This window comes from Flavobacterium pectinovorum (genome assembly GCF_022802975.1).
In the GTDB taxonomy this organism is placed as follows: Bacteria; Bacteroidota; Bacteroidia; order Flavobacteriales; family Flavobacteriaceae; genus Flavobacterium; species Flavobacterium pectinovorum_B.
Genome location: NZ_JAFEVZ010000005.1, coordinates 221,682 through 246,587 on the forward strand (window position 1 = coordinate 221,682; position 24,906 = coordinate 246,587).

The window sequence follows — 24,906 nt, forward strand, 5'->3', positions numbered from 1 at the left end:
GGATTAGGCACATCATCAAAATTATGCTATTTTTACGGGATTAAAAATACGGAAATGAATAAAGAAGCCCGAGTACAATTTGTTATAAATACGTTAAAAGAACTCTACCCTACTATACCTGTACCGCTAGATCACAAAGACCCTTATACCTTATTGATAGCTGTTTTGCTTTCGGCGCAATGTACCGATGTGCGTGTAAACCAGATTACACCACTGCTATTTGCAAAGGCTGATAATCCGTATGATATGATAAAAATGTCGGTTGAAGAAATTAAGGAAATTATTCGTCCGTGTGGCTTATCACCAATGAAATCAAAAGGAATTCATGGTTTGTCACATATTCTGATTGATAAACATAACGGAGAAGTTCCGCAGAGTTTTGAGGCTCTTGAAGCTTTGCCGGCTGTAGGACACAAAACGGCAAGTGTGGTGATGTCGCAGGCATTTGGTGTTCCGGCTTTTCCTGTTGATACACATATTCACAGGCTGATGTACAGGTGGAACCTTTCGAACGGCAAAAATGTAGTTCAGACAGAGAAAGATGCTAAAAGACTGTTTCCAAGAGAATTATGGAATGATCTGCATTTACAAATCATTTGGTACGGACGCGAATATTCGCCAGCGAGAAGCTGGAATCTGGAGAAAGATATTATTACAAGGACTATTGGAAAAAAATCATTGATAGAAGAAGCTGCTAAAAAGAAAGTTTAGCAGCTTCTTTATTTTTACTTGCTGTTTTTAAGAGCGTTATATTCATTTGTCATTTCTAATGACCTGTATATTCCTAAAAGTGATTTTATAGCATCTTCATTTTTTGGCTCGATAACCAATGCTTTTTTAAGATACGGAATCGCACTTTTTACAATTTCGTCTTTCTGAACATTCAATTTATCATATTCTTTCATTTCCTTAGGGCTATTTCCCAAAACATCCATTTTATCGACCAATGCTTTTTTCAATTGCATTTTGATATAAACCAGATTGATGTAACAGTTTAGGCAATTTGGATTTATCTGTAGAGCTTCCAGATAATATTTTTCGGAATTAGTACAGTCATTTCGCTCTAAGTAAGAAAAGGCCAAAGCAATTAAAATTTCTTCTTTTTTTGAAGGAGGAAATACTGTTCTGGGCTTTTCGTAAAGACCAGAAGAAACCCCTAAATCTCTGGCACTTATAGAAACAAAAGCTTCTTCTTCTTTAGTTTTTTTATTACTAGCGTAATAAACAACTCCTTTTCCTGAATAGTTTATTTTTTTTAGTTCTCCGTAATATTTAATACAGGAAATATAATCTTTACCGGTTAAAGACGCTGCTGCTGCATTAAACAGATTTAATGTATCCTTTTTGTCAAATAAATAAACCTCATAGCTTTTATCAGCACTTTCTTTATATTTTCCTTCTTTATAATCTTTATATGCTCCGTCTACTAATTTAGATTTCATCTCTTTTAAAGCCAGATTTGCCTTAAAAGCATATTTATATTTAAGAGACTCATTTTCATACAAAAGAACATCCTGATAGGCACCGGTCGCTAAAGTAAAATTATTAGCCGGATCAATATTTTTAGAAGCTAAGTCCTTATACACATTCCCTTTAAGATAAAAAAAATCAGATTTTATTTCGTCGGAGGCATTGATAATGAGATATTCTACTTTTTTCAAAATTGCTAATGCTTCCTGAGCTTTTCCTTTATCATAATAGGACTGAGCTTCTTTAATTTCGTCTTTCTGAGCAAATGCTCCGATATTTACCAATAGAAGAAATGATAATATCTTAAGTTTTTTTTTCATTTCAATTATGTTTGATTATTAAATAGATTTAATGCTTTTATCAATAATTCTGACACAACAGGCGAACCAAAACTTAGTTAACCTAATTGGAAAAACATAGAACAAAAGTTTCTTTTGTCTATTATTTAGAATTACTGCGGATTCGAATTAATCCTTCTCAAAAACATTAAGCTGTACAGTAAACAAACAATGTAAAGTTGTGTAATTTTTCTCCATAATGGTTTTGGTTTGTTAGTTAATATTTATTTTTAAAAGCTTTTAAATAAAAAAAAACGTTTTTATTAATTCATCTTAATAAAGCGCCATATTTTATCTAAACTAAAAAAAAATATTAAATAAACTAACAAAGTGATAAATTTTAACAAAAAAACTAAACAAATCGTAACCTAAATCTTATGAATATTTTATTTGGATGAGACAAAAAAAACTCACTATTTGTATTTGCATACGAATAGTGAGCTTTCAACCAAAACGACCATTTGGTTTTTCTTTCGAAATAAACATCCGACAAAAGTAGTGGGCTGTTTAATTAGCTATAATTTCAAAACTTTTATTATCGATTTTCACAACTTTTAAAGCTTGTGAATAGCTTAATAAAAAAGAAACTACTTCTTTCTTTGGTTTTAAATCTTTAGAAGCTAATGTTCTTTTAGAGTAAATTTTCGCCATACTATGAAAATGTTTTATAGTAGTATAACGAGCTAATTTTCAAAATAGTATTAGTTGGTTAAAATAATTTGATGCTTATCAATTATTTTTCTCAAATTCATTAATGCATAACGCATTCTGCCTAATGCTGTATTGATACTAACACCTGTCAGTTCCGAAATTTCCTTGAAACTCATGTCCTGATACATTCGCATGACCAGAACTTCTTTTTGATCTTCAGGAAGCTCCTGAATCAGTTTTTTAAGATCAACTTCAACCTGGTCGACAATCATTTTACCTTCAATGGTTAAAGATTCATCAGACATAATCGAAAAAATCGAAAACTCTTCTGTTTCTCTGTACATTGGCATTTTTTTGGTTTTACGAAAGTGATCCACAATTAAATTATGTGAAATACGCATCACCCAAGGCAGGAATTTACCTTCTTCGTTATAGGAATTGGTTTTTAAAGTTTTAATTACTTTAATAAAAGTGTCCTGAAAAATATCGTTTGAGATATCTCTATCGGCAATCTTAGAATATATGAATCCATATATTTTGGACTCATGCCTTTTTATTAATGTTGCTAAAGCATTTTCATTGCCTTCAACATAATTTTTAACCAATAGAGCGTCAGGAATATGCAGATCAGCCATAATACTACTTTTTTAGTTTTGTTTAAAATTTGGAGGAATTTTCTAAAAAGTAATTTTATGGTATAGGCTAATGAGTTTTAGTTATGTTAATAATCTGTTCAAATTTAACAAATTTTTATTTTAAAAAGCAAATGAACAGAACAATAATTAATAATAAAATTGTAAATAATATCAATTAATATTAAATTTTATCGATAAAGTGTTGCTAAAAGTCTAATAATAGAAATGTTTTAACAGTTTAAAAAAGGATACAAACCCTATACCCCTAATCTCAACAACCTTTACCAACTGGAGAATAGCTTGAATTAGAAAAAATACAATTTCCACTAAGAACCATTAAATTCTAAAAGTCCTCGTTATTTACAAAAAACTGGTTTTATCTCGGGAAATCATCCGTGTTTGTTTTGGTTTTGAGTCGGCAAATTAAAAATTAAAACAATTTAAATCAATTAATAAAGAATAATCCGCTGTGTCAGGCTGAGCGGAGTCGAAGCCCTTACGTGTTCAAAAGCCTTCGACGAAGTTTATCCTGAGCGTAGCCGAATGGACACAGGGTGACATCAATTCCTTAAGTTATAAATGATGTTTCACTACCAATTTTTATACTTTTTATAATAAAATCAATCTTTTTTAATCAATTTCACCCAATGGGTTAAAAAGGCATATATAAAACTGTACAATACTAAAAAACAACTTTTACTCATAAAAAATGCTATCGGACAAAAATTTGTGAATCATACATCTTAATTTCTCAATTGGAAAATGACTACTTTTGTATAAACTCATTTCAGTATGCCAATTGACATTTCTACACTCGACCCAAAACACAATATCATCATCAAAGGAGCGCAGGTTCATAATTTAAAAAATGTAGATGTTGCTATTCCACGAAACAAACTTGTAGTTATAACAGGACTTTCAGGATCCGGAAAATCAAGTTTGGCATTCGATACTTTATATGCCGAAGGGCAACGTCGTTATGTAGAAAGTTTGTCATCATACGCACGACAGTTTTTAGGACGTTTAGACAAGCCTAAAGTAGAATATATCAAAGGAATTGCTCCGGCGATTGCCATTGAGCAAAAAGTAAACACAACAAACGCTCGTTCAACAGTTGGAACTTCAACTGAAATTTACGATTATATCAAACTTTTATTCGCCAGAATTGGTCGTACTTATTCGCCAATTTCAGGTCAAGAAGTCAAAAAAAACACAGTAACCGATGTTGTTTCTGATGTAAAAGGCTTCGAACCCGACAGCAAATGGTTATTGCTCTCTCCTATTCATCTTGAAGAAGGACGCCAGCTCGAAGATAAACTGAAAGTACTTTTACAGCAAGGATTTGCACGTATTTTAGTCGATAACGAAATGGTTCGCCTGGATGAATTTACACCTACAGATATTCACAAATTAGACAATAAAGACATTTTATTAGTTATTGACCGAATTGTTGTTAAAGAGGAAGAAGAATTTTATAATCGTCTTGCCGATGCCGTACAAACTGCTTTTTTTGAAGGAAAAGGAATTTGTTATCTGCAGGAATTAGGTTCAGATAAAAAAATATCATATTCTAATAATTTTGAATTAGACGGTATTACATTCCTGGAGCCAAATGTACATTTATTCAGTTTCAATAATCCTTATGGTGCTTGTCCGGTTTGTGAAGGTTACGGAAATATTATCGGAATCGACGCTGATTTGGTTGTTCCAAATACTTCTTTATCTGTTTTTGAAAGTGCAATTTATCCCTGGAGAGGCGAAAGTATGAGCTGGTACAAAGATGAATTTGTAAAACATGCTTATAAATTTGATTTCCCGATTCACAAACCATATTTCGAACTTACAGAAGACCAGAAAGATTTGATTTGGAAAGGAAATCAGTATTTTCAGGGATTAAACGATTTCTTTAAAGAACTTGAAGAGAAAAATTATAAGATTCAAAATCGTGTCATGTTATCACGTTACCGCGGAAAAACAAAATGTCACGCTTGTCGCGGAAAACGCTTACGTGAAGAAGCTTCGTATGTAAAAATTAATAAAAAAACAGTTTCAGAATTAGTCGATTTACCAATTAAACATTTGGTTACTTTTTTCAAAAACATCGAATTGGATGTTTACGAACAGCAAATTGCCAAACGTTTGATGGTAGAAATCAATAATCGTTTATCCTTTTTAACAGAAGTTGGATTAGATTATTTAACCTTAAACAGAAATTCTGCCACACTCTCAGGAGGAGAATCACAAAGAATTAATCTAGCAACTTCACTCGGAAGCAGTTTGGTGGGTTCGATGTACATTCTCGATGAACCCAGTATTGGTTTACACCCAAAAGATTCTGAACGATTGATAAAAGTTTTACTTTCTCTTCGTGATTTAGGCAATACTGTAATTGTGGTTGAACACGATGAAGATATTATGAAAGCTGCGGATATGATTATCGATATTGGTCCTGAAGCCGGAACTTTTGGAGGAAATCTGGTAGCTCAGGGAACGTATGATGAAATTTTAAAGTCAGAATCTCTAACTGCTAAATATTTAAATGGTGATTTAGAAATTTCCGTACCTAAAAAAAGACGAAAATTCAAAAATCATATTGATATCATTGGTGCAAGAGAAAACAATTTAAAAAACATCAATGTGACTTTTCCTTTGGATGTTTTAACGGTTATTACCGGCGTTTCAGGAAGCGGTAAAAGTACATTAATCAAAAAGATATTATTTCCGGCCATGCAAAAAAAGCTGGAAAGTGCTGCCGAAAAAGCAGGTCAGTTTAGCGATATAACAGGGTCGTTTTCTCAAATTAAGCATATTGAATACGTTGACCAAAATCCAATTGGAAGAAGTTCCAGATCCAATCCTGTAACTTATATTAAGGCTTATGATGATATTCGTGATTTGTACGCCAAAGAAAAACTATCTAAAATAAGAGGATATCAGGCAAAACATTTTTCTTTTAATGTTGATGGTGGCCGATGTGAAACCTGTAAAGGAGAAGGTTCTATAAATGTCGAAATGGTATTTATGGCCGATGTTTCATTACCATGTGAAACCTGCGGTGGAAAACGTTTCAAAAAAGAGATTCTGGAAATTAATTTTGACGAAAAAAATATCAACGATATCCTAACGATGACTATTGATGATGCCATTGCATTTTTCGAAAAAAATAAACAGACGAAAATTACTCAAAAACTACAGCCCCTTCAGGATGTTGGATTAGGATATGTGCAATTAGGACAATCTTCCTCTACTCTTTCTGGTGGTGAAGCACAACGTATTAAATTGGCTTCTTTTTTGGTAAAAGGAGCTACAAAAGACAAAGCCTTATTTGTTTTTGATGAACCCACAACGGGATTGCATTTTCATGACATCAAAAAATTACTGGCTTCGTTTGATGCCCTGATCGAAAAAGGACATTCGATCATTGTAATTGAACACAATCTCGATCTTATAAAATGTGCCGACTGGATTATTGATTTAGGCCCTGAAGGTGGAGAAAATGGCGGTCATTTATTAGCTGCCGGAACGCCTGAAGATATTGTAAAAGTAAAAAAATCTGTTACAGGTGTTTATCTGAAAGAAAAACTAAACTAAATAAAATTAGCCACGAATTACTTCTTTTTTTACAAAATTGTAATGAAAAGTAATTCGTGGCTAAAACTTTTAAACTATTTAAAATGTTATGCAACTAAACATTTTTCTTCAAAAGGGACGCCATCTTCATCTATAGCAACTAAAATCTTTTTTTGTTTTGATGCTTCAATTGTAAGATACAGCCAGGCAACTGACCACAAACCAAGGGTTAAACAAAAAATTATGAAATTAAATCCGTGATCCACAGCTTTTCCTCCTTTTGAAAGTACCGCAAAAAGCATTTTGTCATTGCGCTCTTCAAGTACAAATCCATTATGAACCTTCTTAGAAATCATATTAGAGAATACTTGTAAACTTTCTTCCCGGCTGAATTGATTGTTTTTCATAATTATTAAATTAAAATTAATCTGACTTAATTTTTTTAACAAAATTACACAAACCGAACACTGTTAACAATACCCACTTTTAGTGATTTACAAATGATTTTTCAATATAAAAGAGGATTTGTTATTAATTTGAAAACATAAAGGTAATTTTTATCTTATAAACCATAAATAAAACAACTGTTAAATCTTAACATTAAAGAATACCTAATCAACAAATTACATCTTTTTACCATTTTTCACACGATCCTTTAAAAAAAAAATCTTTTTAAAAAAAGGCATCCAATTCAAGAGATTACACTCTGTTTTCTGTTAAATTTACTTCCTTAAATTTTAATCTTTATTTTTCTTAAAACGCCATCAATAACCTGATTAATATCCGGCGATATATTGAATTTATAGTTCAAATACAGATATAAAATCGTAACCAGTATAGATTTTAAAGCAATTCCGATTAAAGGATAAATTGGAAAATCCCAAAAATAAAAAGCTAAAAACAAAGCTGTTGTAACGGCTAAAGAATATAAATTTTGTTTTGTAAAAGGATACAAATGAAGTTTCTTAACAACAAAAAGTAATTTGGCTAAACTATAAAAAGTGATTGACAATAAGGTTGCAAATGCTGATCCCATAATGCCATAAAGAGGTATAAAAATTACATTTAAAATAAACGTCAATACTACTAATCCTAAGCCAAGAAACAACACGGTTTTGTAATATTTAGTGTTAAAAATAATGGCGTTATTATTCCCTAAAATCAAATCAAAATATTTAGACAAACCAATCATGAATACTACCGGTATTCCGCCTCTGTATTCATCAGGGACGATTTCATACAACTGATTAATATTTACAAAAATGCACAACATTACAAAACCACCAACAATTTGCAGGTTTATGGATGTTTTTTTATACAAAATATTCAGCTCGTCGTGTTTGTTTTCATGCATTAATTTAGCCGTAATCGGGTAAACAATTTGATGCATGGCACGGCTTGGAACCGAGATAACCAAAGCAATATAAGTTGCTACAGAATAATAAGCAATATTCTTGATCTCCATATATTGATTCAGCATCAGTTTATCGCCGTCTAAAAGTAAGTTGGCTACACTTCCTGACAAAATAATATAAAAAGTGTACTCCATTACACTTTTTACATTATTAGGAATTGTAATCTGAAAGTTGGGTCTTTTGATATAAAATGCATAAAACATCGTTATCAAAAAGGCAAGAAAGTAAATCGCCGCAGTTAAATAAACAAATTCAACCAATGAAATCCATTTAAAGTAAAGACCAATTAAGGCAAAACTCGAAAATAACCTTAAACCTACTTCTTTTATAAAGTTTCCAAAAACCGAATGCATGTGCACTCTAGCCCAGGCATAAAAAATTTCAAAATACGCCATACAGATTCCGATAAACGGAATTAAGAGCATGAATTCTTTTACAACCGGATTTTCCTTAGAAACAAAAGCCGTAATATCATCAAAGAAAAAGATTCCTATAATTCCCAAAGGAATACACATCAATACCGGAAACAGAGCTGTAAATGACAAAAATTGTTCTCTCTCCTCTTCAGTATCATATTGGGAGTAAAATTTAACTAACGTATTTTGCATCCCGATAGCAAACAAAGGCATAATAACATTTGCAGCTGAAAGAATATAATTTGTTAAGGCGTAATATGTTGCTCCTAAATAAATTGGATACAAATACAGTGTATTAATGGCTCCAATACCGAAACCTATATAAGTAATTATAGTATTTTTGAAAGACTGATTTAAGACAATACCCATTTTTTGGTTGCAGAATTTAGATTGTAGAGTTTAGATTTTCTACTTTCTTATAAGGTTTTAAATTGTTATTGTTTTTGAAATTGATTTTTTAACGGATCAATTGTACCAATTGTTTGGTCAGGTTTTTTCTGGAATATTGCTGTAAACCAACCCCATGAGCTTGTAATTTTCCTTCCAAAAATTGATTGTAAAAGTCCAAAATTACACTTTTTAATTTCTCTTTTTCAGAATAATCAAAAAATACTCCTGTATTTGTTTCTTTTATAATATCAGCAAAATCAGAGCCTTGGGGACCAATCGCAATTATTGGACGATTAGAGACCATATATTCAAACAATTTACCCGGAATAATGCTTTTGGTGTCTTCAGAATTTATTTCGATTAAAAGCAAAACCTGTGATTTTTTTTGATGCGCTATTGCCTCATGATGCGAAACATATCCCAGAAGATTTAAATAATTATTTAGCTTAAATTCTGAAATAGAGTCAAGTACTTCCTGACTTACTGCACCAATTAATTTAATTTCTAAATGCGATTTAAAATCAGGAATTTCGTTCAGTAATTCAACCAGGCATTCCCATAAAAACTTCGGATTTCGATCTGATAAAAAAGAACCGATATGAGCAAGAGTAAATTTAGCATCTAAAACCTGTTTTTCGACATTTTCAATATCATAACCATTTGTAATAACCGAAATGGGCCTATCAGTTATCGTCTGAAATTCTGTTTTAGTTGTTTTACTGGTTACAATGATTTCGTCTGCTGAATTAAGTACTTTATGTTCTAATTGTTTATGCTTGTTAGCAGCATAATTTGATAAACGCAGTGCTTTATGATAACCAATCGTTGTCCATGGATCACGAAAATCTGCAAACCATTTTACGTTGAGTTTCTGCTTTAATTCTAAACCAATTAAATGCAGACTGTGTGGAGGTCCCGAAGTAACGATTGTATCAATATTGTTTTCTTTAATATACTTCTCAAGATAAGCTACAGAAGGCTTCACCCAAAAAACACGGGCATCAGGAATAAAAAGGTTACCGCGTACCCATAAAAAAGTCTTATCTAAAAAAGTCTGTTTCTTCTTTTGCGGAAAAATACCTGAACTGATTTTTTTAGTTTTATTTTTTGAAAAAACCGATGCCAACTGATAAGGTTCCCAAATTTTATTTTTAAGAATAATTACTTTATCAGATATTTCACTTACCAAACCTTCATCAACAATTGGATACGTTGGATTTTCAGGTACATAAACTATTGGCTGTACATCGAATTCCGGCAGGTATTTTACAAATTTTAACCAACGCTGTACTCCAGGGCCTCCTGCAGGTGGGAAGTAATAGGTTATTATTAAAAGTTTCTTTTGCTCCAATTTTTATTCAGTCTTTAAAACAGCTTAATTTTAAAATTAAACATTCTCGTTATTCACTTTCGCCAATTCTTCAATATCCAGAATATCTTTCGGTCGATTAGAAGCTTTTTTAGCAATAATTAAATTTTCATAATCAATAAAATAAACAGGAGTTTCATCAATCATTACAATTGTTGCATCTTCTAATAAAGAAGAAAAAGGTTTATCTTCTAAACCTTTTACAACAGTCATAATATCCAGTCTTAGACCATAATTTAATGTAAAATCTGTCCAACTCGGAATAAATTGCATAGTTTCAATTGATTCAAAGTCTCCTAAATTAATTGCTTTTAATGCCTTTCGTAAATTAATCCTGTTTTCAATAGTGTCTTCTAAATAGATATCAATATCACCTGTATTTCTATTATATCCATATATGTTTACGGCAAACCCTCCAATAGTTATATACTTAACCTTGTTTCGAAAAAAACTATTCCAAATGGCAATAATTTGCTCATTCATCGTTTCTTAGATTGAATTATTTTACCTGTCTTTAATCTATAGGAAATTTCAATAATAGCCATCAATCGTTCTAGCCTCTCAACATAAGAAAGCGATTTTATTTCTAAAATTCTTTTAGCTTCCAATTCTTTTGGAGTACCAAATTTTAATACAATATCTTTCATCACTTAACTTTTGTAAGATTCTAAAACAAAGATACAAAACGATATAGTACTCAACAGACTAAGAAATTTAATTCTGGCCTTGATTTTTGGATTTTCTGTTTTGAAAATAAATTCCTCCAATCAAAAGCAATAACATTCCAATTGAGCTTACCAAAGTAATCATTCCACCAGTTTTTATAACCTGAGGTTCAAATTTAAATTCGACTGTATGTTTACCACCCGGAATTTCCATTGCTCTCAAAACATAATCAACCGGGAAATGATCAGTCAATTTACCATCAACATAGGCATTCCACCCATTTTTATAATACATTTCAGAGAAAACAGCCAACCCGTCTTTTGTGTTATCCGATTGGTATTTAATATAATTCGGTTTATATTCTACAACTTTAATTGTTCCTGTTGTATCCCATTGTTTTTTTAATCGGGCACTTCTAAATTTAGCTTCATGCTCACGAACATTAAAAACAGCAACTCTCTTGGTGTCAATGTCATCCAGAGATTTCATCACATCATCAGGTTTATTTACGAGTTTTACTGTACTCACAAACCAGGCGTTACCATTAGTATTTGGATTTATTGTTGGAAATTCTTTCCCTTCTTTATCCGTTTGGATGATGTATTTTACATTTAACATATCCAAAACTTCCGTATTGTTTTTTGCGATCTGATAATCGAATAACTGTTGAATTCTTCTAGGTTTTGCAGCATGATAACCTCCCAATGAATTATGAAAATAAGATGCCCGCGCACTTGACATATTTCCGTTTACCTCAAAAACCCTGTAATGAGTAGTATCTTTTAAAATTTGAGCATCAGACGGAGTTTCCTGAAATGGAGCAGCAATTTCTACCGGACTTACAAAATCTTTTGCAGAAACGTATTTTTTATCCACAAAAAACAAATCAAAAACCATTAAAAGTCCAACAATAATTAAAGTGGTATTCTGGGCTAATTTATTTTTAATAAACAACCATAAAGTTCCAAAAGTAATGACAATAAAAAACCCAGAACGCAATAAATCAGCAGAATATAAAGTCATTCGGTCTTCTTTTAAAGCATCAACAAAACCTGGACCGTAACTTTCTAAATAATAATTATCATTACTTCCTGTGAAGTGAAAAAATCCTTTGGCAATTACCAAAATTAAAATTATTCCGAGACCAAAAACACCTGTTTGTACGAGTACCTTTTGCTGTAATTTTGGTTCCTCTTTTGCTTTAAAAAATGATTGAATTCCCATAACTGCTAACACCGGAAAGCATAATTCAAGAATAACCTGAATTGAAGAAACCGCTCTAAACTTATCATACATCGGAATGTAATCAATAAAAAAGTCAGTCAGTAATGAGAAGTTTTTACCCCAGGAAAGTATTAACGAAAACAATGCTCCTCCCAAGAATACATATTTAATTTTTCTGTCATCAATAAACAATGCCAAAACAGCCAAAAAGAAAACCACAACACCTATGTAAGCCGGAGCTGCAACAATAGGCTGGTCTCCCCAATAAGTAGGCATTCCTGATACAAAATCCTCTGCCTGAGCTGAAGGAACTCCCTGTTCAATCATAAAAGAATACATACTACTGTGAGTACCAACATTTTCATGATTTGAACCACCAAATATTCTAGGCGCAATCAGGTTAAAACTTTCAGCAATTCCGTAGCTGTATTCGGTAATATATTCTCTACTTAAAGCATTTTCATCAGTCTTTTTAGATCCATCCGGATTAAAAGTCAATTCGCTGTTACTTCGTGTACTGAATTTAGCATATTCGCTGGTTGCCATTAAATTGGTAGCATTTGCTCCTATGGCAAAAATTCCCGCAACTGCCAAAACTCCAACTGCGATTCCCAGTTCTTTAAATTGTTTTTCTTTAATGAAATTAAAAACAAAATATCCCGAAAGAATCAACAAGAAAATCAGCAGGTAATACGTCATTTGAAAGTGGTTCGCATTCACTTCTAAAGCAACTGCAAACATGGTAAGCAGACCTCCCCAAATATATTTTTTCTGAAAAACCAATATAATACCGGCAATAACCAGCGGCATATACGCAATGGCATGTGCCTTTGCATTATGCCCAACTCCCAAAATTATAATTAAATAGGTTGAAAAACCAAAAGCTATAGCACCAATAAATGCCTTTAAAGGGTCTGTTTTTAAAACCAAAAGCAAACCGTAAAAACCTAAGAAGTATAAAAATAAATAATCGGCAGGACGTGGTAAAAAACGTAAAACATCATCTAATTTACCCACAAAATCATTCGGATAATTTGCTCCCAGCTGATACGTTGGCATTCCTCCAAAAGCAGAATTAGTCCAATACGGTTCAGAGTTTTCGGCAGCTCTAAAGTCATTTTGCTCTTTTGCCATTCCGGTGTATTGAGCAATATCAGATTGAAAAATTTGTTTTCCCTGCAGAACAGGGTAAAAATAAATTAATGAAACGAGAATAAAGCCCAGAATTACAAGGGCGTGCGGATAGAACTTATTTACTATTTTCAATTTTGGGTGGTTTGGTTAAATGATGAATCCTGATTGCTTCAGGGTACAAACTTAATCTATTTCTTCGTAATCAACATAATCGCCTACTTTTTTGGTCTCTCGAGGCTTTTTTGCATTAGCAGTATCGATGATTATCTCATCGTTATTATTGTTTTGGGTTCTTTGCCATGAATTGCCCTGATTATATTGCTGTTGTCTCTGAAAATTTTCACCTGCTTTTTCTACAGCCTTTTTTACCAATACCGGCAAAAAGATTCTGGCCAAAAATTTAAAAATATAATAAAACGCAATAATCCACATTATCGTTTTAAACAAATTTGTAAAAGATGCTTCTTGCATGATCATATAATTTTTTTTTCAAAATTAGTAAATCCGCTGTTTAAAATTAAAATATCAATCTTAAATAAATAATAAAATATAGTACATTTGAAAACGTTATTACTTTTTTAATTAAAAAACACATAATATGTTAAAAATTAAAAACTTTTTGATTGCTAGCCTATTTATATTTCCTCAATACTTTTTTGCTCAATATACAGATGTAATAAACTCTAATCGTCCAGGTGAAACTATGTCGGCTTATTCTGTTGGAAAGTCGGTAATCCAGACCGAAGCCGGTTTTTACGGTATAAATGAAAAACATGATACTCAAAATTATGAAGCCTCAGGTTTTGGTACTGATTTTACACTACGCTGGGGGCTTTTTCTCGAACAGCTGGAATTTATAGCCGATATTCAGTATCAAAATGAAAAGTTTACAACTCCCGCAGCCAGTTTTAAAAAAAGCAATTTTAAACAGACTAATTTAGGAGCTAAATATTTAATTTATGACCCGTTTAAAAACTATAAAGAAGACGTTAATATTTACAGCTATAATGCCAATAAAAAATTTAGATGGCGTCAATTAATTCCGGCAGTTTCAATCTTTGCAGGTGCTAATTTTGTTTTTAAAGACAATCCATTTGCTTACAATTCAAACACCCTGAATTATTATTCGACCGAATCAGGCGTTTCTCCAAAATTAATGCTGATTACTCAAAACCATTTTGGTGCCAAATGGGTATTGGTATCAAACCTTATCGCAGATTATATAGGCACGGATAATTCCGGATATGGATATATCATAACCTTAACAAGAGGTTTCAACAGCAAATGGTCCGGTTTTATTGAAAATCAAGGTTATAAAAGCGATTTATACAGTGATGCAATTTTTAGGGGTGGCGCTGCGTACTTATTATCAAGAAACGTTCAAATTGATGCTTCTATAAGTAAAAATATAAAAAATACGCCTTCAATTCTTTATGGCGGAATTGGTTTTTCTATACGTTATGATGATAAACATAAAGAAAAACTAACAAGAGTTGGCAAAGTAAAAAAACCTAAAAATAAAAAAGACAAAATCACAAAAGAAGAACAAGAAGCACAAGAAAAAGAAAATAAAAAAGAAGACTATCAGGAAAAAGAGCGTAAAAGAAAAGCCAAATATGAGAAGAAAAAAACTTAGCATTTTTACAAATCCTTTTAATTTCTGAAAATAATAAAAAACAAGTTTAATGATTACAATTAAAGAAGCCAAAACAAAAAAGGAATTAACAGAATATATTAAATTCCCTTTTTCCTTATACAAAGACAACCCGTATTGGGTTCCGCCAATTATTGCAGATGAATTAGAATCATTTGACAAAACAAAAAATCCGGCTTTTGAGAATGCTGAGGCTTATTTTTATATCGCTTACAAAAACAATGAAATTGTTGGGCGAATTACCGCTATCATTAACTGGGCCGAAGTAAACAACCAACACAAAAGAAAAGTACGTTTTGGATGGTTTGACGTTATTGATGATATCGAAGTCACCAAAGCTTTACTTGAAAAAGTCTATGAATTAGGAAAACAAAACAATCTCGAACACATTGAAGGTCCGATGGGATTTTCAAATCTGGATAAAGTTGGTGTTTTATCAGAAGGTTTTGACCAAAAAGGGACGATGATTACCTGGTACAACAATCCTTATTATGTTACTCATTTTGAACAATTAGGCTTTCAGGTAGAAAAACAATATATCGAAAGTATTTTTCCATTTTCAAATGTAAAACCAGAGTTCTTCACAAAAGCTCAGGAACTTATCAAAAAAAGATATGGTTTAAGATCTTTAACTTTTACCAAAACAAAAGACATTATGCCCCATGTAGACAAAATGTTTGATTTGTTTAATGAATCCTACGAAAAGTTAGCTTCATTTGTAGCTATTTCTGATGTTCAGAAAGAATATTTTAAAAAGAAATACATTAGCTTTATCAATCCGGAATACATCAAATTTGTGGTTGACAAAGATGATAATTTAATTGCTTTTAGTATCGTAATGCCAAGTTTTACTGAAGCGTTACAAAAGGCAAAAGGAAAGCTTTTTCCCTTTGGATTCCTTCATCTTTTAAAAGCACGTAAACACAGTAAAGATGTGGTATTCTATCTTATCGGAGTTCATCCTGATTATCAAAACAAAGGAGTTACTGCAATAATTTTTGATGAATATTACAAAACTTTTTCTGAAAAGGGAATTCAAAATTGCATCAGAACTCCTGAACTATTAGAAAACAATGCTATTCATTTGTTATGGAAAAATTTTGATCCAAAAATTCATTGCCAAAGAAAAACATATCGAAAAGATTTATCACAATGGACTTAAAAGTCTTAAAGTTGTAAGTCGAAAGTTGTAAAGTAAACGGTAGAAATACCACAACAGGTATTTCAAAAACAACATCTAGGTATTTTTTTTTAAAACAATTATACTTAAAATCCAACAATAAAAAAAGGTCGAAATAAAATTCGACCTTTTTTATATCTTAAGAAATAATTATTTCTTTTTATTTTGAGCTTTTTTAGCCTCTTCCTGCTGCTCCATCACTTCCTGAAGACGCTGTTGAAACTTACCCGGTTTTTTAGGCTCTTTTTGCTTGTTTTCCTGAATCTGAGCATGAATTTTATCCGTATCAACAATATAGTTTTTAATTACAAACATAATTCCGATTGTAATTAAGTTCGAAATAAAGTTATACAAACTCAAACCTGCACCATAACTATTGAAGAAAATCAACATCATTAATGGCGAAACATAAATCATGATTTTCATCATTTTTGCCATATCCGGCATACCTTCCTGCTGAGGAGCTGCCATTTGCTGATCTCCTGAAGTCATTTTCATATAGAAGAAAATCGCAATTGCTGCCAAAATTGGGAACAAACTAATATGATCTCCGTATAAAGGAATATTGAATGGTAATTTGGCTACAGAGTCAAAAGAAGATAAATCGTCTGCCCAAAGAAAACCTTTCTGTCTTAATTCAAACGCTGAAGGAAAAAACTGGAACGATGCATACATAAACGGAAGCTGAATCAACGCCGGAATACATCCCGCCATTGGGTTTACCCCTGCTTTATTGTACAACTTCATTGTTTCCTGCTGTTTCTTCATTGGGTCTTTTTTAAATTTTTCTCCCAACTCAGTAATTTCAGGACGCAAAACCTTCATTTTTGCCTGTGATAAAAACGACTTATAAGTGATTGGCGACATGGCCAATTTAATAATAATCGTAAAAATAATAATGGCAATCCCTAATGACAAACCGATTGTTGAACTTAAGAATCCAAACAACGGAATAAAAATCAATCTGTTAATCCAGCCAAAAATTCCCCATCCTAACGGAATAATTTTTTGAAAATTTTTATCATACGATTTTAAAACTTTATAATCTGCTGGTCCAAAATACCATTGCATTTTATAATCAATTTCTCCGTTTGAGAACGCCAAAGGAACATTCGCTTTAAACTGTTTAGTAAAAACAGTATCTATTTTTTCATCTTTAACTAAATTAGTCGATTCTAATTTTGATGTTGCAAATGCTTTATCTGTTACTAAAATAGAAGTAAAGAAATGTTGCTTATAAGCAATAAAACTTACTTGTTCAACTGTCTCTTCTTCATGACTTCCTAAACCTGCGTAATTTATTTTTCCTTCTTCATGCTCGTAATAAATTTCGGCATAACGGTTTTCATAAGAAATACTTTTTTCGTTTCTATATGTCTTTAAATCCCACTGTAAATCTAATGGTTTTGAAGAATTTAAAACTTTATTCAATCCCTGAGAACGAACATCAAAACCAACTAAATAATCATTTGGTTTTAAGACATACTTGTATTCTAAAAACTCATTAGCTCCAGCTTTTAAACGCATTGATAAAACCTGATCCGCTCCCACTTTTTCTAATGTAGGTTCAAAAAACAAATCTTTAGAATTTAAAGTTCTGTTATCAGTTGTTTGCAACTGAATGTTTAAGTTCGAATTATTGTCTTTGATCAATTCAACTAATTGTTTTGAACCTTTTTCAAATCTTTCAAATTCTTTTAGGGTTGCCTCAACAATATATCCGCCTTTGTTAGCAATTTTAAGTTTTATCTTTTCGTTTTCAATCGTAGTAAAAGATTCTTTTGCAGAAGGAAGTGTCGCAGAATAAGCAAAACCACCTAATGTTTTTTGTAATTGTGCTAATTGAACAGTATCTCCCGGAGTTGCAGCAACAACTGGTAAAACAGCTGTTTTTGTTTTATCCGATTTTGCCTGAGCTTCTTGTTTAGCTACCAATTCTTTCTTGGCTTTTTCAGCAGCAATTTCTTTTTCAGAAGGCTGATTTTGGTACATAATCCAAATCAAAATTCCGAATATCAATACAAAACCAATGATTGAATTAAGGTCTAATTTTTTTTCTTCCATATATTATTTAAAAAAGTAATTCATTGAAGGATATTAGTTGTGAGTTTGACTCAAAAGTTACATCCTCTTAGAATATTAATATTATTTTTTATGAAAATTTACAGCAGCAGCCACAAAGTTTACGAAAATTGGGTGTGGATTCGCAACCGTACTTTTGTATTCAGGATGGTATTGCACCCCAATAAAAAATGGATGATTCTCTAATTCCACAATTTCTACCAATCCAGTATCAGGATTAACTCCTGATGCAATTAAGCCTGCTTTTACTAATTCATCTTTATAGGTATTATTGAACTCATAACGGTGACGGTGACGCTCAGAAATTGTTTTTTCGCCATAAATTCTATGTGCCAGCGTATTTGGTGTAATATCACATTTCCAGGCTCCAAGTCGCATTGTTCCTCCTTTATCTGTAACTGTTTTTTGATCTTCCATCAAATTTACCACCGGATGTTTTGTTTTATCGTTCATCTCAGTAGAATTCGCTTCAGCATAACCTAAAACATTTCTGGAATATTCGATAACAGACATTTGCATTCCTAAACAAATTCCAAAAAACGGAATATTATTTTCACGTGCATAACGAACAGCTTCGATTTTTCCTTCAATACCTCTTTCACCAAAACCGGGAGCAACTAAAACCCCATCAAGAACTCCTAATTTCTCAGCCACATTATCAATATTGATGTGTTCTGAGTGAATCGAAATTACATTTACTTTAGTTTCATTTGCAGCACCTGCATGAATAAACGCCTCTAAAATAGATTTGTAACAATCCTGCATTTCTACATATTTCCCAATCAGACCAATGTTTACGGTTTGTTTTGGATTTTTTAATCGACGTAAAAAAGTATTCCATGTTTTTAAATCCGGAGCCGCTTTTTTAGGTAAATCTAATTTCTTTAAAGCCACAACATCTAACCCTTCTTCAAGCATTAAATTTGGAACTTCATATATTGTCGAAGCATCAATTGACTGAATAACCGCTTCTTTTTTTACATTGCAAAACAAAGCCAGTTTATTTCGCAATTCCTGAGATAATTCATGCTCAGTTCTGCAAACCAAAATATCGGCTTTGATACCGCTTTCCATCAACGTTTTTACTGAGTGCTGTGTTGGTTTTGTTTTCAATTCTCCTGCAGCAGCCAAAAATGGAACTAAAGTCAAATGAATCACAATTCCGTTGTTTTCACCCAATTCCCAAACCAATTGACGAACAGACTCAATATATGGTAAAGACTCAATATCACCAACAGTACCACCAATTTCAGTAATCACAATATCATAATCACCGGATTTACCCAGCAATTGCATTCTGTCTTTAATTTCGTTTGTGATATGCGGAACAACCTGAACTGTTTTTCCTAAAAACTCTCCTCTTCTTTCTTTTTCAATAACCGAAAGATAGACTCTTCCTGTAGTTACGTTATTTGCCTGAGAAGTAGGAACATTTAAAAAACGCTCATAGTGACCTAAATCCAAGTCCGTTTCTGCCCCATCATCCGTTACATAACATTCTCCGTGTTCGTAAGGGTTTAATGTCCCCGGATCTACGTTAATGTATGGATCGAATTTCTGAATAGTAGTACGATATCCTCTTCCTTGCAGCAATTTAGCCAAAGATGCAGCAATAATTCCTTTTCCTAATGAAGAGGTCACACCTCCTGTAACAAAAATATATTTTGTTTGATTCATTCTGTTGTAGTTTGTATTGTAGTTGTGTAAAAAACTTGGCAAAAGTACAAATTTAATTAGACAATTTGCTAATTAGAAAATTAGAAAATGTGTCAATTGAAAAAATTAAGAAATAGACAAGTGATAATTAGAAATAATAAATTATATTCATTTTAAACCAAATATTTAAATTCATCTCTCTAAACATTATCTAATTTTCTAATTTTTCCCATTATCTGATTCTTTTAAGGTTTCGGATACTGCTTTTTAATATTCCGTATCAAATCTTCCAGTCCATTCAGTTTTAATTCATAGATAAGCTGTAATTGTTGTCCCAATTCTCCTTTAGGCAAACCTTTGTTATGATACCAAACCACATAATATTCGGGTAAATCAATTAAAAAACGTCCTTCGTATTTTCCGAAAGGCATTTTGGTATGAGCTAATTTTATAAGAAGTTTTTTGTCTTGTTCCATTTTTTAAAAGAAAAAAGAAGCAAGAAAAAGAATATTGATAACATCTTTTTCTTACTTCTTTAAATTCTATAATTGTGTTTTTATTTCCAGTTGAAAGTAATTCGTTTTTCAATATCTGAGTTCAGACTCAAAAATACCGGACATGTCATGGCAGCACGTTCTAAAATTATTTTGTTTTTTTCATCAGCATTACTTATCAGTTCAAAAACAATTTCGATAGCACCAATTCTTCGTGGCTCAGCGTTCATAACTTTAGTTACTTCAGCTGTCGAATCTACTAAATCTACATTTAAATCACGGGCTTTAATTCCCATAATGGTAAACATACAGCTTGCTAAAGCATTTGCTACTGTGTCTGTTGGAGAAAATGCTTCTCCTTTTCCGTTATTGTCTAATGGTGCATCCGAAATGATTTCACTTCCTGACTGCACATGTATTGATTTTGTTCTTAAATCGCCTAAATAGGTTACTTTGGATGTCATTAATTTGCTACTTTTAAAGTTAAGTCTGAATCGTAATATAAGATGTAAACACCTTTGTTAGCGTGCCCTCCATCTTCTTTTTTATAATATTGAAATTTATTATCCACTTGTTCGGTTGTCATTAAATCTGCTGTTTCCTGATAGGTTTTTCCCTGAACCAAACGCATCATCGTATCAAAAGTTACATCAAAACCACGAGTTGCATACGTATTTGGATTCACTTTGTTTTTCAGTTTGTATTCTTTTTCAAAAATTAACACTCCAGACTGATCGCTTTCACGTGAAACTGACGGATACATCAATTTTAATTTTACCAGATTTTCAAAATAAATTTCATCAGTATCCAAAGTACTGTTTGGTTCTAAAATCACCAATTGAATCTGACATGTTTTTTGCGCATCAATCAAAGCTTTAATCGTATATTTTACCATTGCAGTATTAGCGGTTTCCATTACCACGTAATTCATTCTGTTTGGCAGCAATAAACTTTTCAGACTGGCAACATCCAAACCTCCCGTTTCAGTTAAGGAAGCAAAAGCAACACCTTTTTGGTTTTGTTTGATATAATTGATAACGGATTCTTTTTTCTTATCAACCACTGCCACTATATTACCGTTTTTAGAACGCATATAATCAAAAATCGTATTTCTGACTACATCATTTGTTGGTATGGACTGATATAAATTATCAATTGGGTTAGCTGAATCTTTAGACAATGGCGAAATTACCGGTACATTATGCAAACGCAGTGTATTAGCCGTTGTTTCGGCATTAGTCTGATAAAACGGACCAATAATTGCATTAGCATCCTGCAATTTATTTTGTGTAATCAGACTCGGAATATTTGAAGTACTTTTTGTCTCCTGTGAATCATAAATCGAAACATCGATTGGCAGTTTTAAAGTCTTTGCCGAATCAATTGCCATCATTGCTCCCGAATAAAAATCAAGGGTCATATTTAAAAACTTATCTGTTTTTATACGATTAGCAAAACCTACTGTATCATTCTGCATTTTAGCGATATTAAAAGGCAATAACAAAACCAGCTTTTTACGTTCGTTCTGTCCTCGTTTTTTACTTAATTCAACCACTTCCGGATCAGCAGAAACAGTTTCTGATTTTACTTTTTCAAGAATTTGAATTCCTCCTTTATTTTCTGCCGGTTTTTCAGTTTGTTTTTCAGTTTGTTTTTGCTCTTCTTTTACAATGATTGGCACCGAAGCAACATATCCCGATGGAACTTTTAAAACCATTCCTTCTTTTACCCCTTCAGAAAGTGACGGATTTAATTCTGTTAATTCTTCCTGAGTAAGATGAAATATTCTTCCTAAACTGTAAAAAGTTTCTTTAGGCTTCACCTGATACTCCATATAAGTTGTCACTTTCTTTGAAGTATCTGTTTTTTTAGTCTCAGCTGGCTTTACAACATTTGGAACAGCTGCTATAACTTCTTCCTTTGGAGCAATTCCTGAAATGATCAGCCTGTAACCAATTGGCAAATTTTCGACTATACCAGGATTACGTCTTTCTAAATCTTCAATGGTAGTATTGTATTTTTTAGCTATTGAAAATTTAGTTTCTTTTGCTGCAACATCATGATATACATATTTTTCTTTTGCTCTTTCCTTAATAGTTTTATTAACCAAAGACGATTTTGATGCTACCCCCTTAGCAGGAATAACCAACTTTTGTCCAATCTGAACACCATCTTTTTCTAAAAAAGGATTTGCTGCTTTTAGAGCTTCATCCGAAATTCCATATTTTTTTTCGATACTGTAAAAGGTTTCTTTTGGTTGTACTTCATGGATAATTTCTTTAGTATTTCCATTTTTTTTAGCTAAAGTTTCATCTTTTTTAGCAGTTGTCTTTCCACTGTTATTAGGAATTAACAAAACTGTATTCGGTTTCAAAGAAGTTCTTGCATCCGGATTCAACTGGTAAATATCATAAGGTGTAACCTTAAATTTTTGAGCAATCTGATTAATCGTTTCACCGTTTGAAACAGTGTATTTAACCACTTTTTCCTGAGAGAAAGCAGCACATGTAATAAAAAAAGCAATAGAAAACAGGGTGAAAAAATATTTCATAATAGATATTAAAAACAATTATTCTTTTAATGCGAACAAGATACTAATTTATGTTCAAAACAAAAATCAGTCCGAAAGTTAATTCTTTACTAATTATTACCTGAGATCAATTTCTGCCTTAGCAATAATGATGTTTTTATATAACTCATCTTCTTCCTTTTTCTTGCATTGATACAAAACTTCTTCCATATTATTGTACTTATCTGAATAAACATAATAAGACAAACTGTTGATATTAAAAAAGAAACTGGCATTAAAATCGCCTGAATCAATGAGTTTCATAATCAATTGGTCTCTTGGAGCAGCATCTGTAAATGTACCTAAAACCAAATAATATCCGTTTGAAACTTCTTTAAGATTGTCAAAAACTTCGATTTTTATATTTTTTTCGTTTTTAAAAGGATTCTCCTTAAGTTCCTGTTTCATTTCTTCTAACGAAACTGTTTTTAAATTTTCTGCAGAAACTGATTTTTTGACAGCCTCGTCCTGATATTTTTTCAACTTTATCAAAGCCAGTTTGTCATCAAATTTTCTGGCTTCCATGCTATAATAAGAAGCTTTACTGATATGACGTTTTACTTCAATTTTTTTCTGAACATCCAGCGAGTCAATTTTCGCAATTAAAAGCTGATTTTGCGCATCGCTCTGCTCCTGATTAATTTTGTAACGCTTGATTTCTTCTAAAGAAAGTCTTTGCTGTATTGATGTTGCAGTATTCGCTTTTTCACTTTCGCGGATTTTTTTCTTATACTCCTGATTTTCCTCAACAGCAATCTTTTCAACTTTATTCATTAAACCAGCGTATGCTTTACGGTTTTCAGCCAGTTCTTTTTTTAACTGAAATGATAATTCATTTGTTTTTCCGATGCTTTCATAAGATTGTTTTTCTAATCGTCTTGATTCGTCAACATTCAAGACATCCATTCTTTTTAATTCGACCAAATCATTATTCATCGTATTGACCAATGAATCTAATTTTGCCATTAAAATATCCTGCACATTTTTATTGGCTTCTAAAACCAGTCGCAGTTTTTCAACCGAATTTTCTTTAGAACCGTTCAAATCATTCAGGTTCATTTTTAAATCATTTATTTTTATGATTTTCTGATTCATTTCTTTCTGAACAACCAATCTGTCTTTTAAATCATCAATTTCAACAGTCTTGGCTTTTCCTTTTTCAACCACAACTTGCTTTTCTGCCAAAGCCAGCATCAATTCTTCGCTTTCGTTAGCCGGTTTAATTTCAGTTGTATTGATGGCTAATTTGTTCCCAACAACTAATCCGTTTATGATTTCAGGGTTTTGAGATTCCAACTGATCGATTGAAATACCGTATTTTTTGGCAATCGCAAATTTAGTTTCTTTGGCTTCAACCACATGAAAAATTGTTTCCTGATTAATTACACGAACTCTTCCATCCAACGTTTTTCTTTTGTTTGGAATTGTGATTGTCTGACCAATCTGCAATCCGTTTTGAAGTAAATCTTTATTCAGATTTTCCAAATCCTGAACCGAAACATTATATTGTCTGGCAATACTAAACAACGATTCTTTAGCTACAACCTGATGCGCAACTTTAGAAGAAGTATTAATTTCAGTTTTTGAAAAATTTGAAATATTTTTCGGAATTACTATTTCCTGACCAATCTGAAGTCCGTTAACAAGAATTGGATTTGCATTTTGAAGTACTTCAACAGAAACACCATATTGTTTTGACAAGCCAAAAAGGGTTTCTTTTGCACCAACAACGTGAGTAGTTTGCTGGTTTGAATTTTGTTTTTCTGTGGAATGAACCGGAATCTTAATGATTTGATTGTCTTTGATTCCAATTTGAGACTCGGGGTTGAGTTTGTAAATTTCGTCAACAGAAACCTTATACTTTTGGGCAATGAAATAAGCGGTTTCTCCTTTTTGAATTTTGTGTTCAATAATTGAATCTTGCGCTGTTATTTTGTTAAAAGACAAAACAAACACAAGAGAAATCGTTAAAAGTTCTCTCATAAATAGTAGG

General features: G+C 32.0%; 20 protein-coding genes. 4 read left to right on the forward strand and 16 right to left on the reverse strand.

The window, feature by feature from the left end:
- Positions 1-54: 54 nt before the first annotated feature.
- On the forward strand, positions 55-711 hold the full coding sequence (locus FLV_RS09495) for an endonuclease III domain-containing protein (RefSeq protein ID WP_243233239.1): 657 nt from the start codon (positions 55-57) through the stop codon (positions 709-711).
- 14 nt (positions 712-725) lie between these two features.
- On the opposite strand, the gene FLV_RS09500 is transcribed toward FLV_RS09495, so the two are convergent.
- The 3 genes from FLV_RS09500 to FLV_RS09510 form a co-directional block, all read right to left on the reverse strand.
- The gene (locus FLV_RS09500) at positions 726-1,790 is read right to left on the reverse strand and encodes a hypothetical protein (protein WP_243233240.1); all 1,065 of its coding nucleotides are present in this window, start codon (positions 1,788-1,790) and stop codon (positions 726-728) included.
- 525 nt (positions 1,791-2,315) lie between these two features.
- The gene (locus FLV_RS09505; RefSeq protein ID WP_243233242.1) at positions 2,316-2,459 is read right to left on the reverse strand and encodes a hypothetical protein; all 144 of its coding nucleotides are present in this window, start codon (positions 2,457-2,459) and stop codon (positions 2,316-2,318) included.
- Between the two features lie 50 nt (positions 2,460-2,509).
- A complete protein-coding gene (locus tag FLV_RS09510; protein ID WP_243233244.1) occupies positions 2,510-3,094 on the reverse strand; it encodes an RNA polymerase sigma factor in 585 nt (194 codons plus the stop codon).
- 792 nt (positions 3,095-3,886) lie between these two features.
- Here FLV_RS09510 and uvrA point away from each other — a divergent pair.
- Positions 3,887-6,685, forward strand: coding sequence for an excinuclease ABC subunit UvrA (gene uvrA, locus FLV_RS09515; protein WP_243233246.1), 2,799 nt, complete (start codon positions 3,887-3,889; stop codon positions 6,683-6,685).
- Positions 6,686-6,771: 86 nt separating this feature from the next.
- Here uvrA and FLV_RS09520 read toward each other — a convergent pair whose 3' ends face one another.
- From FLV_RS09520 to FLV_RS09550, 7 genes are all read right to left on the reverse strand, one after another.
- Positions 6,772-7,071, reverse strand: a complete 300-nt coding sequence (locus FLV_RS09520) for a hypothetical protein (protein ID WP_243233248.1) — start codon at positions 7,069-7,071, stop codon at positions 6,772-6,774.
- A 323-nt stretch (positions 7,072-7,394) separates the two neighbouring features.
- Positions 7,395-8,864, reverse strand: coding sequence for a polysaccharide biosynthesis C-terminal domain-containing protein (locus FLV_RS09525; protein ID WP_243233250.1), 1,470 nt, complete (start codon positions 8,862-8,864; stop codon positions 7,395-7,397).
- Between the two features lie 88 nt (positions 8,865-8,952).
- On the reverse strand, positions 8,953-10,236 hold the full coding sequence (locus tag FLV_RS09530; RefSeq protein WP_243233251.1) for a glycosyltransferase family 4 protein: 1,284 nt from the start codon (positions 10,234-10,236) through the stop codon (positions 8,953-8,955).
- A gap of 36 nt (positions 10,237-10,272) precedes the next feature.
- A complete protein-coding gene (locus FLV_RS09535; protein ID WP_243233252.1) occupies positions 10,273-10,737 on the reverse strand; it encodes a nucleotidyltransferase in 465 nt (154 codons plus the stop codon).
- Positions 10,734-10,901: a hypothetical protein gene (locus FLV_RS09540; protein WP_243233253.1), complete on the reverse strand. Its 168-nt coding sequence runs from the start codon at positions 10,899-10,901 to the stop codon at positions 10,734-10,736. Before FLV_RS09540 ends, FLV_RS09535 begins: the two co-directional genes overlap by 4 nt.
- Positions 10,902-10,968: 67 nt before the next feature.
- On the reverse strand, positions 10,969-13,410 hold the full coding sequence (locus tag FLV_RS09545) for a YfhO family protein (protein WP_243233254.1): 2,442 nt from the start codon (positions 13,408-13,410) through the stop codon (positions 10,969-10,971).
- A gap of 51 nt (positions 13,411-13,461) precedes the next feature.
- Positions 13,462-13,749: a DUF4834 family protein gene (locus FLV_RS09550; RefSeq protein WP_243233255.1), complete on the reverse strand. Its 288-nt coding sequence runs from the start codon at positions 13,747-13,749 to the stop codon at positions 13,462-13,464.
- Positions 13,750-13,876: 127 nt separating this feature from the next.
- On the opposite strand from FLV_RS09550, the gene FLV_RS09555 reads away from it, so the two are divergent.
- On the forward strand, positions 13,877-14,914 hold the full coding sequence (locus tag FLV_RS09555) for a transporter (RefSeq protein ID WP_243233256.1): 1,038 nt from the start codon (positions 13,877-13,879) through the stop codon (positions 14,912-14,914).
- 49 nt (positions 14,915-14,963) lie between these two features.
- On the forward strand, positions 14,964-16,094 hold the full coding sequence (locus tag FLV_RS09560; RefSeq protein ID WP_243233257.1) for a GTP cyclohydrolase: 1,131 nt from the start codon (positions 14,964-14,966) through the stop codon (positions 16,092-16,094).
- 168 nt (positions 16,095-16,262) lie between these two features.
- On the opposite strand, the gene yidC is transcribed toward FLV_RS09560, so the two are convergent.
- From yidC to FLV_RS09590, 6 genes are all read right to left on the reverse strand, one after another.
- A complete protein-coding gene (gene yidC, locus FLV_RS09565) occupies positions 16,263-18,176 on the reverse strand; it encodes a membrane protein insertase YidC (protein ID WP_243233258.1) in 1,914 nt (637 codons plus the stop codon).
- An 81-nt stretch (positions 18,177-18,257) separates the two neighbouring features.
- Entirely contained in the window at positions 18,258-19,871 is a 1,614-nt protein-coding gene (locus tag FLV_RS09570; RefSeq protein ID WP_243233259.1) for a CTP synthase, read from the reverse strand.
- 224 nt (positions 19,872-20,095) lie between these two features.
- The gene (locus FLV_RS09575) at positions 20,096-20,326 is read right to left on the reverse strand and encodes a DUF3820 family protein (protein ID WP_243233261.1); all 231 of its coding nucleotides are present in this window, start codon (positions 20,324-20,326) and stop codon (positions 20,096-20,098) included.
- 80 nt (positions 20,327-20,406) lie between these two features.
- On the reverse strand, positions 20,407-20,808 hold the full coding sequence (locus tag FLV_RS09580) for an OsmC family protein (RefSeq protein ID WP_243233263.1): 402 nt from the start codon (positions 20,806-20,808) through the stop codon (positions 20,407-20,409).
- Positions 20,808-22,895 carry a LysM peptidoglycan-binding domain-containing protein gene (locus FLV_RS09585; protein WP_243233265.1) on the reverse strand — a complete coding sequence of 696 codons (2,088 nt, stop codon included), beginning with the start codon at positions 22,893-22,895 and terminating at the stop codon, positions 20,808-20,810. The genes FLV_RS09580 and FLV_RS09585 overlap by 1 nt, the downstream gene beginning before the upstream one ends.
- Before the next feature lie 96 nt (positions 22,896-22,991).
- On the reverse strand, positions 22,992-24,896 hold the full coding sequence (locus FLV_RS09590) for a LysM peptidoglycan-binding domain-containing protein (protein WP_243233267.1): 1,905 nt from the start codon (positions 24,894-24,896) through the stop codon (positions 22,992-22,994).
- Between the last annotated feature and the right edge of the window lie 10 nt (positions 24,897-24,906).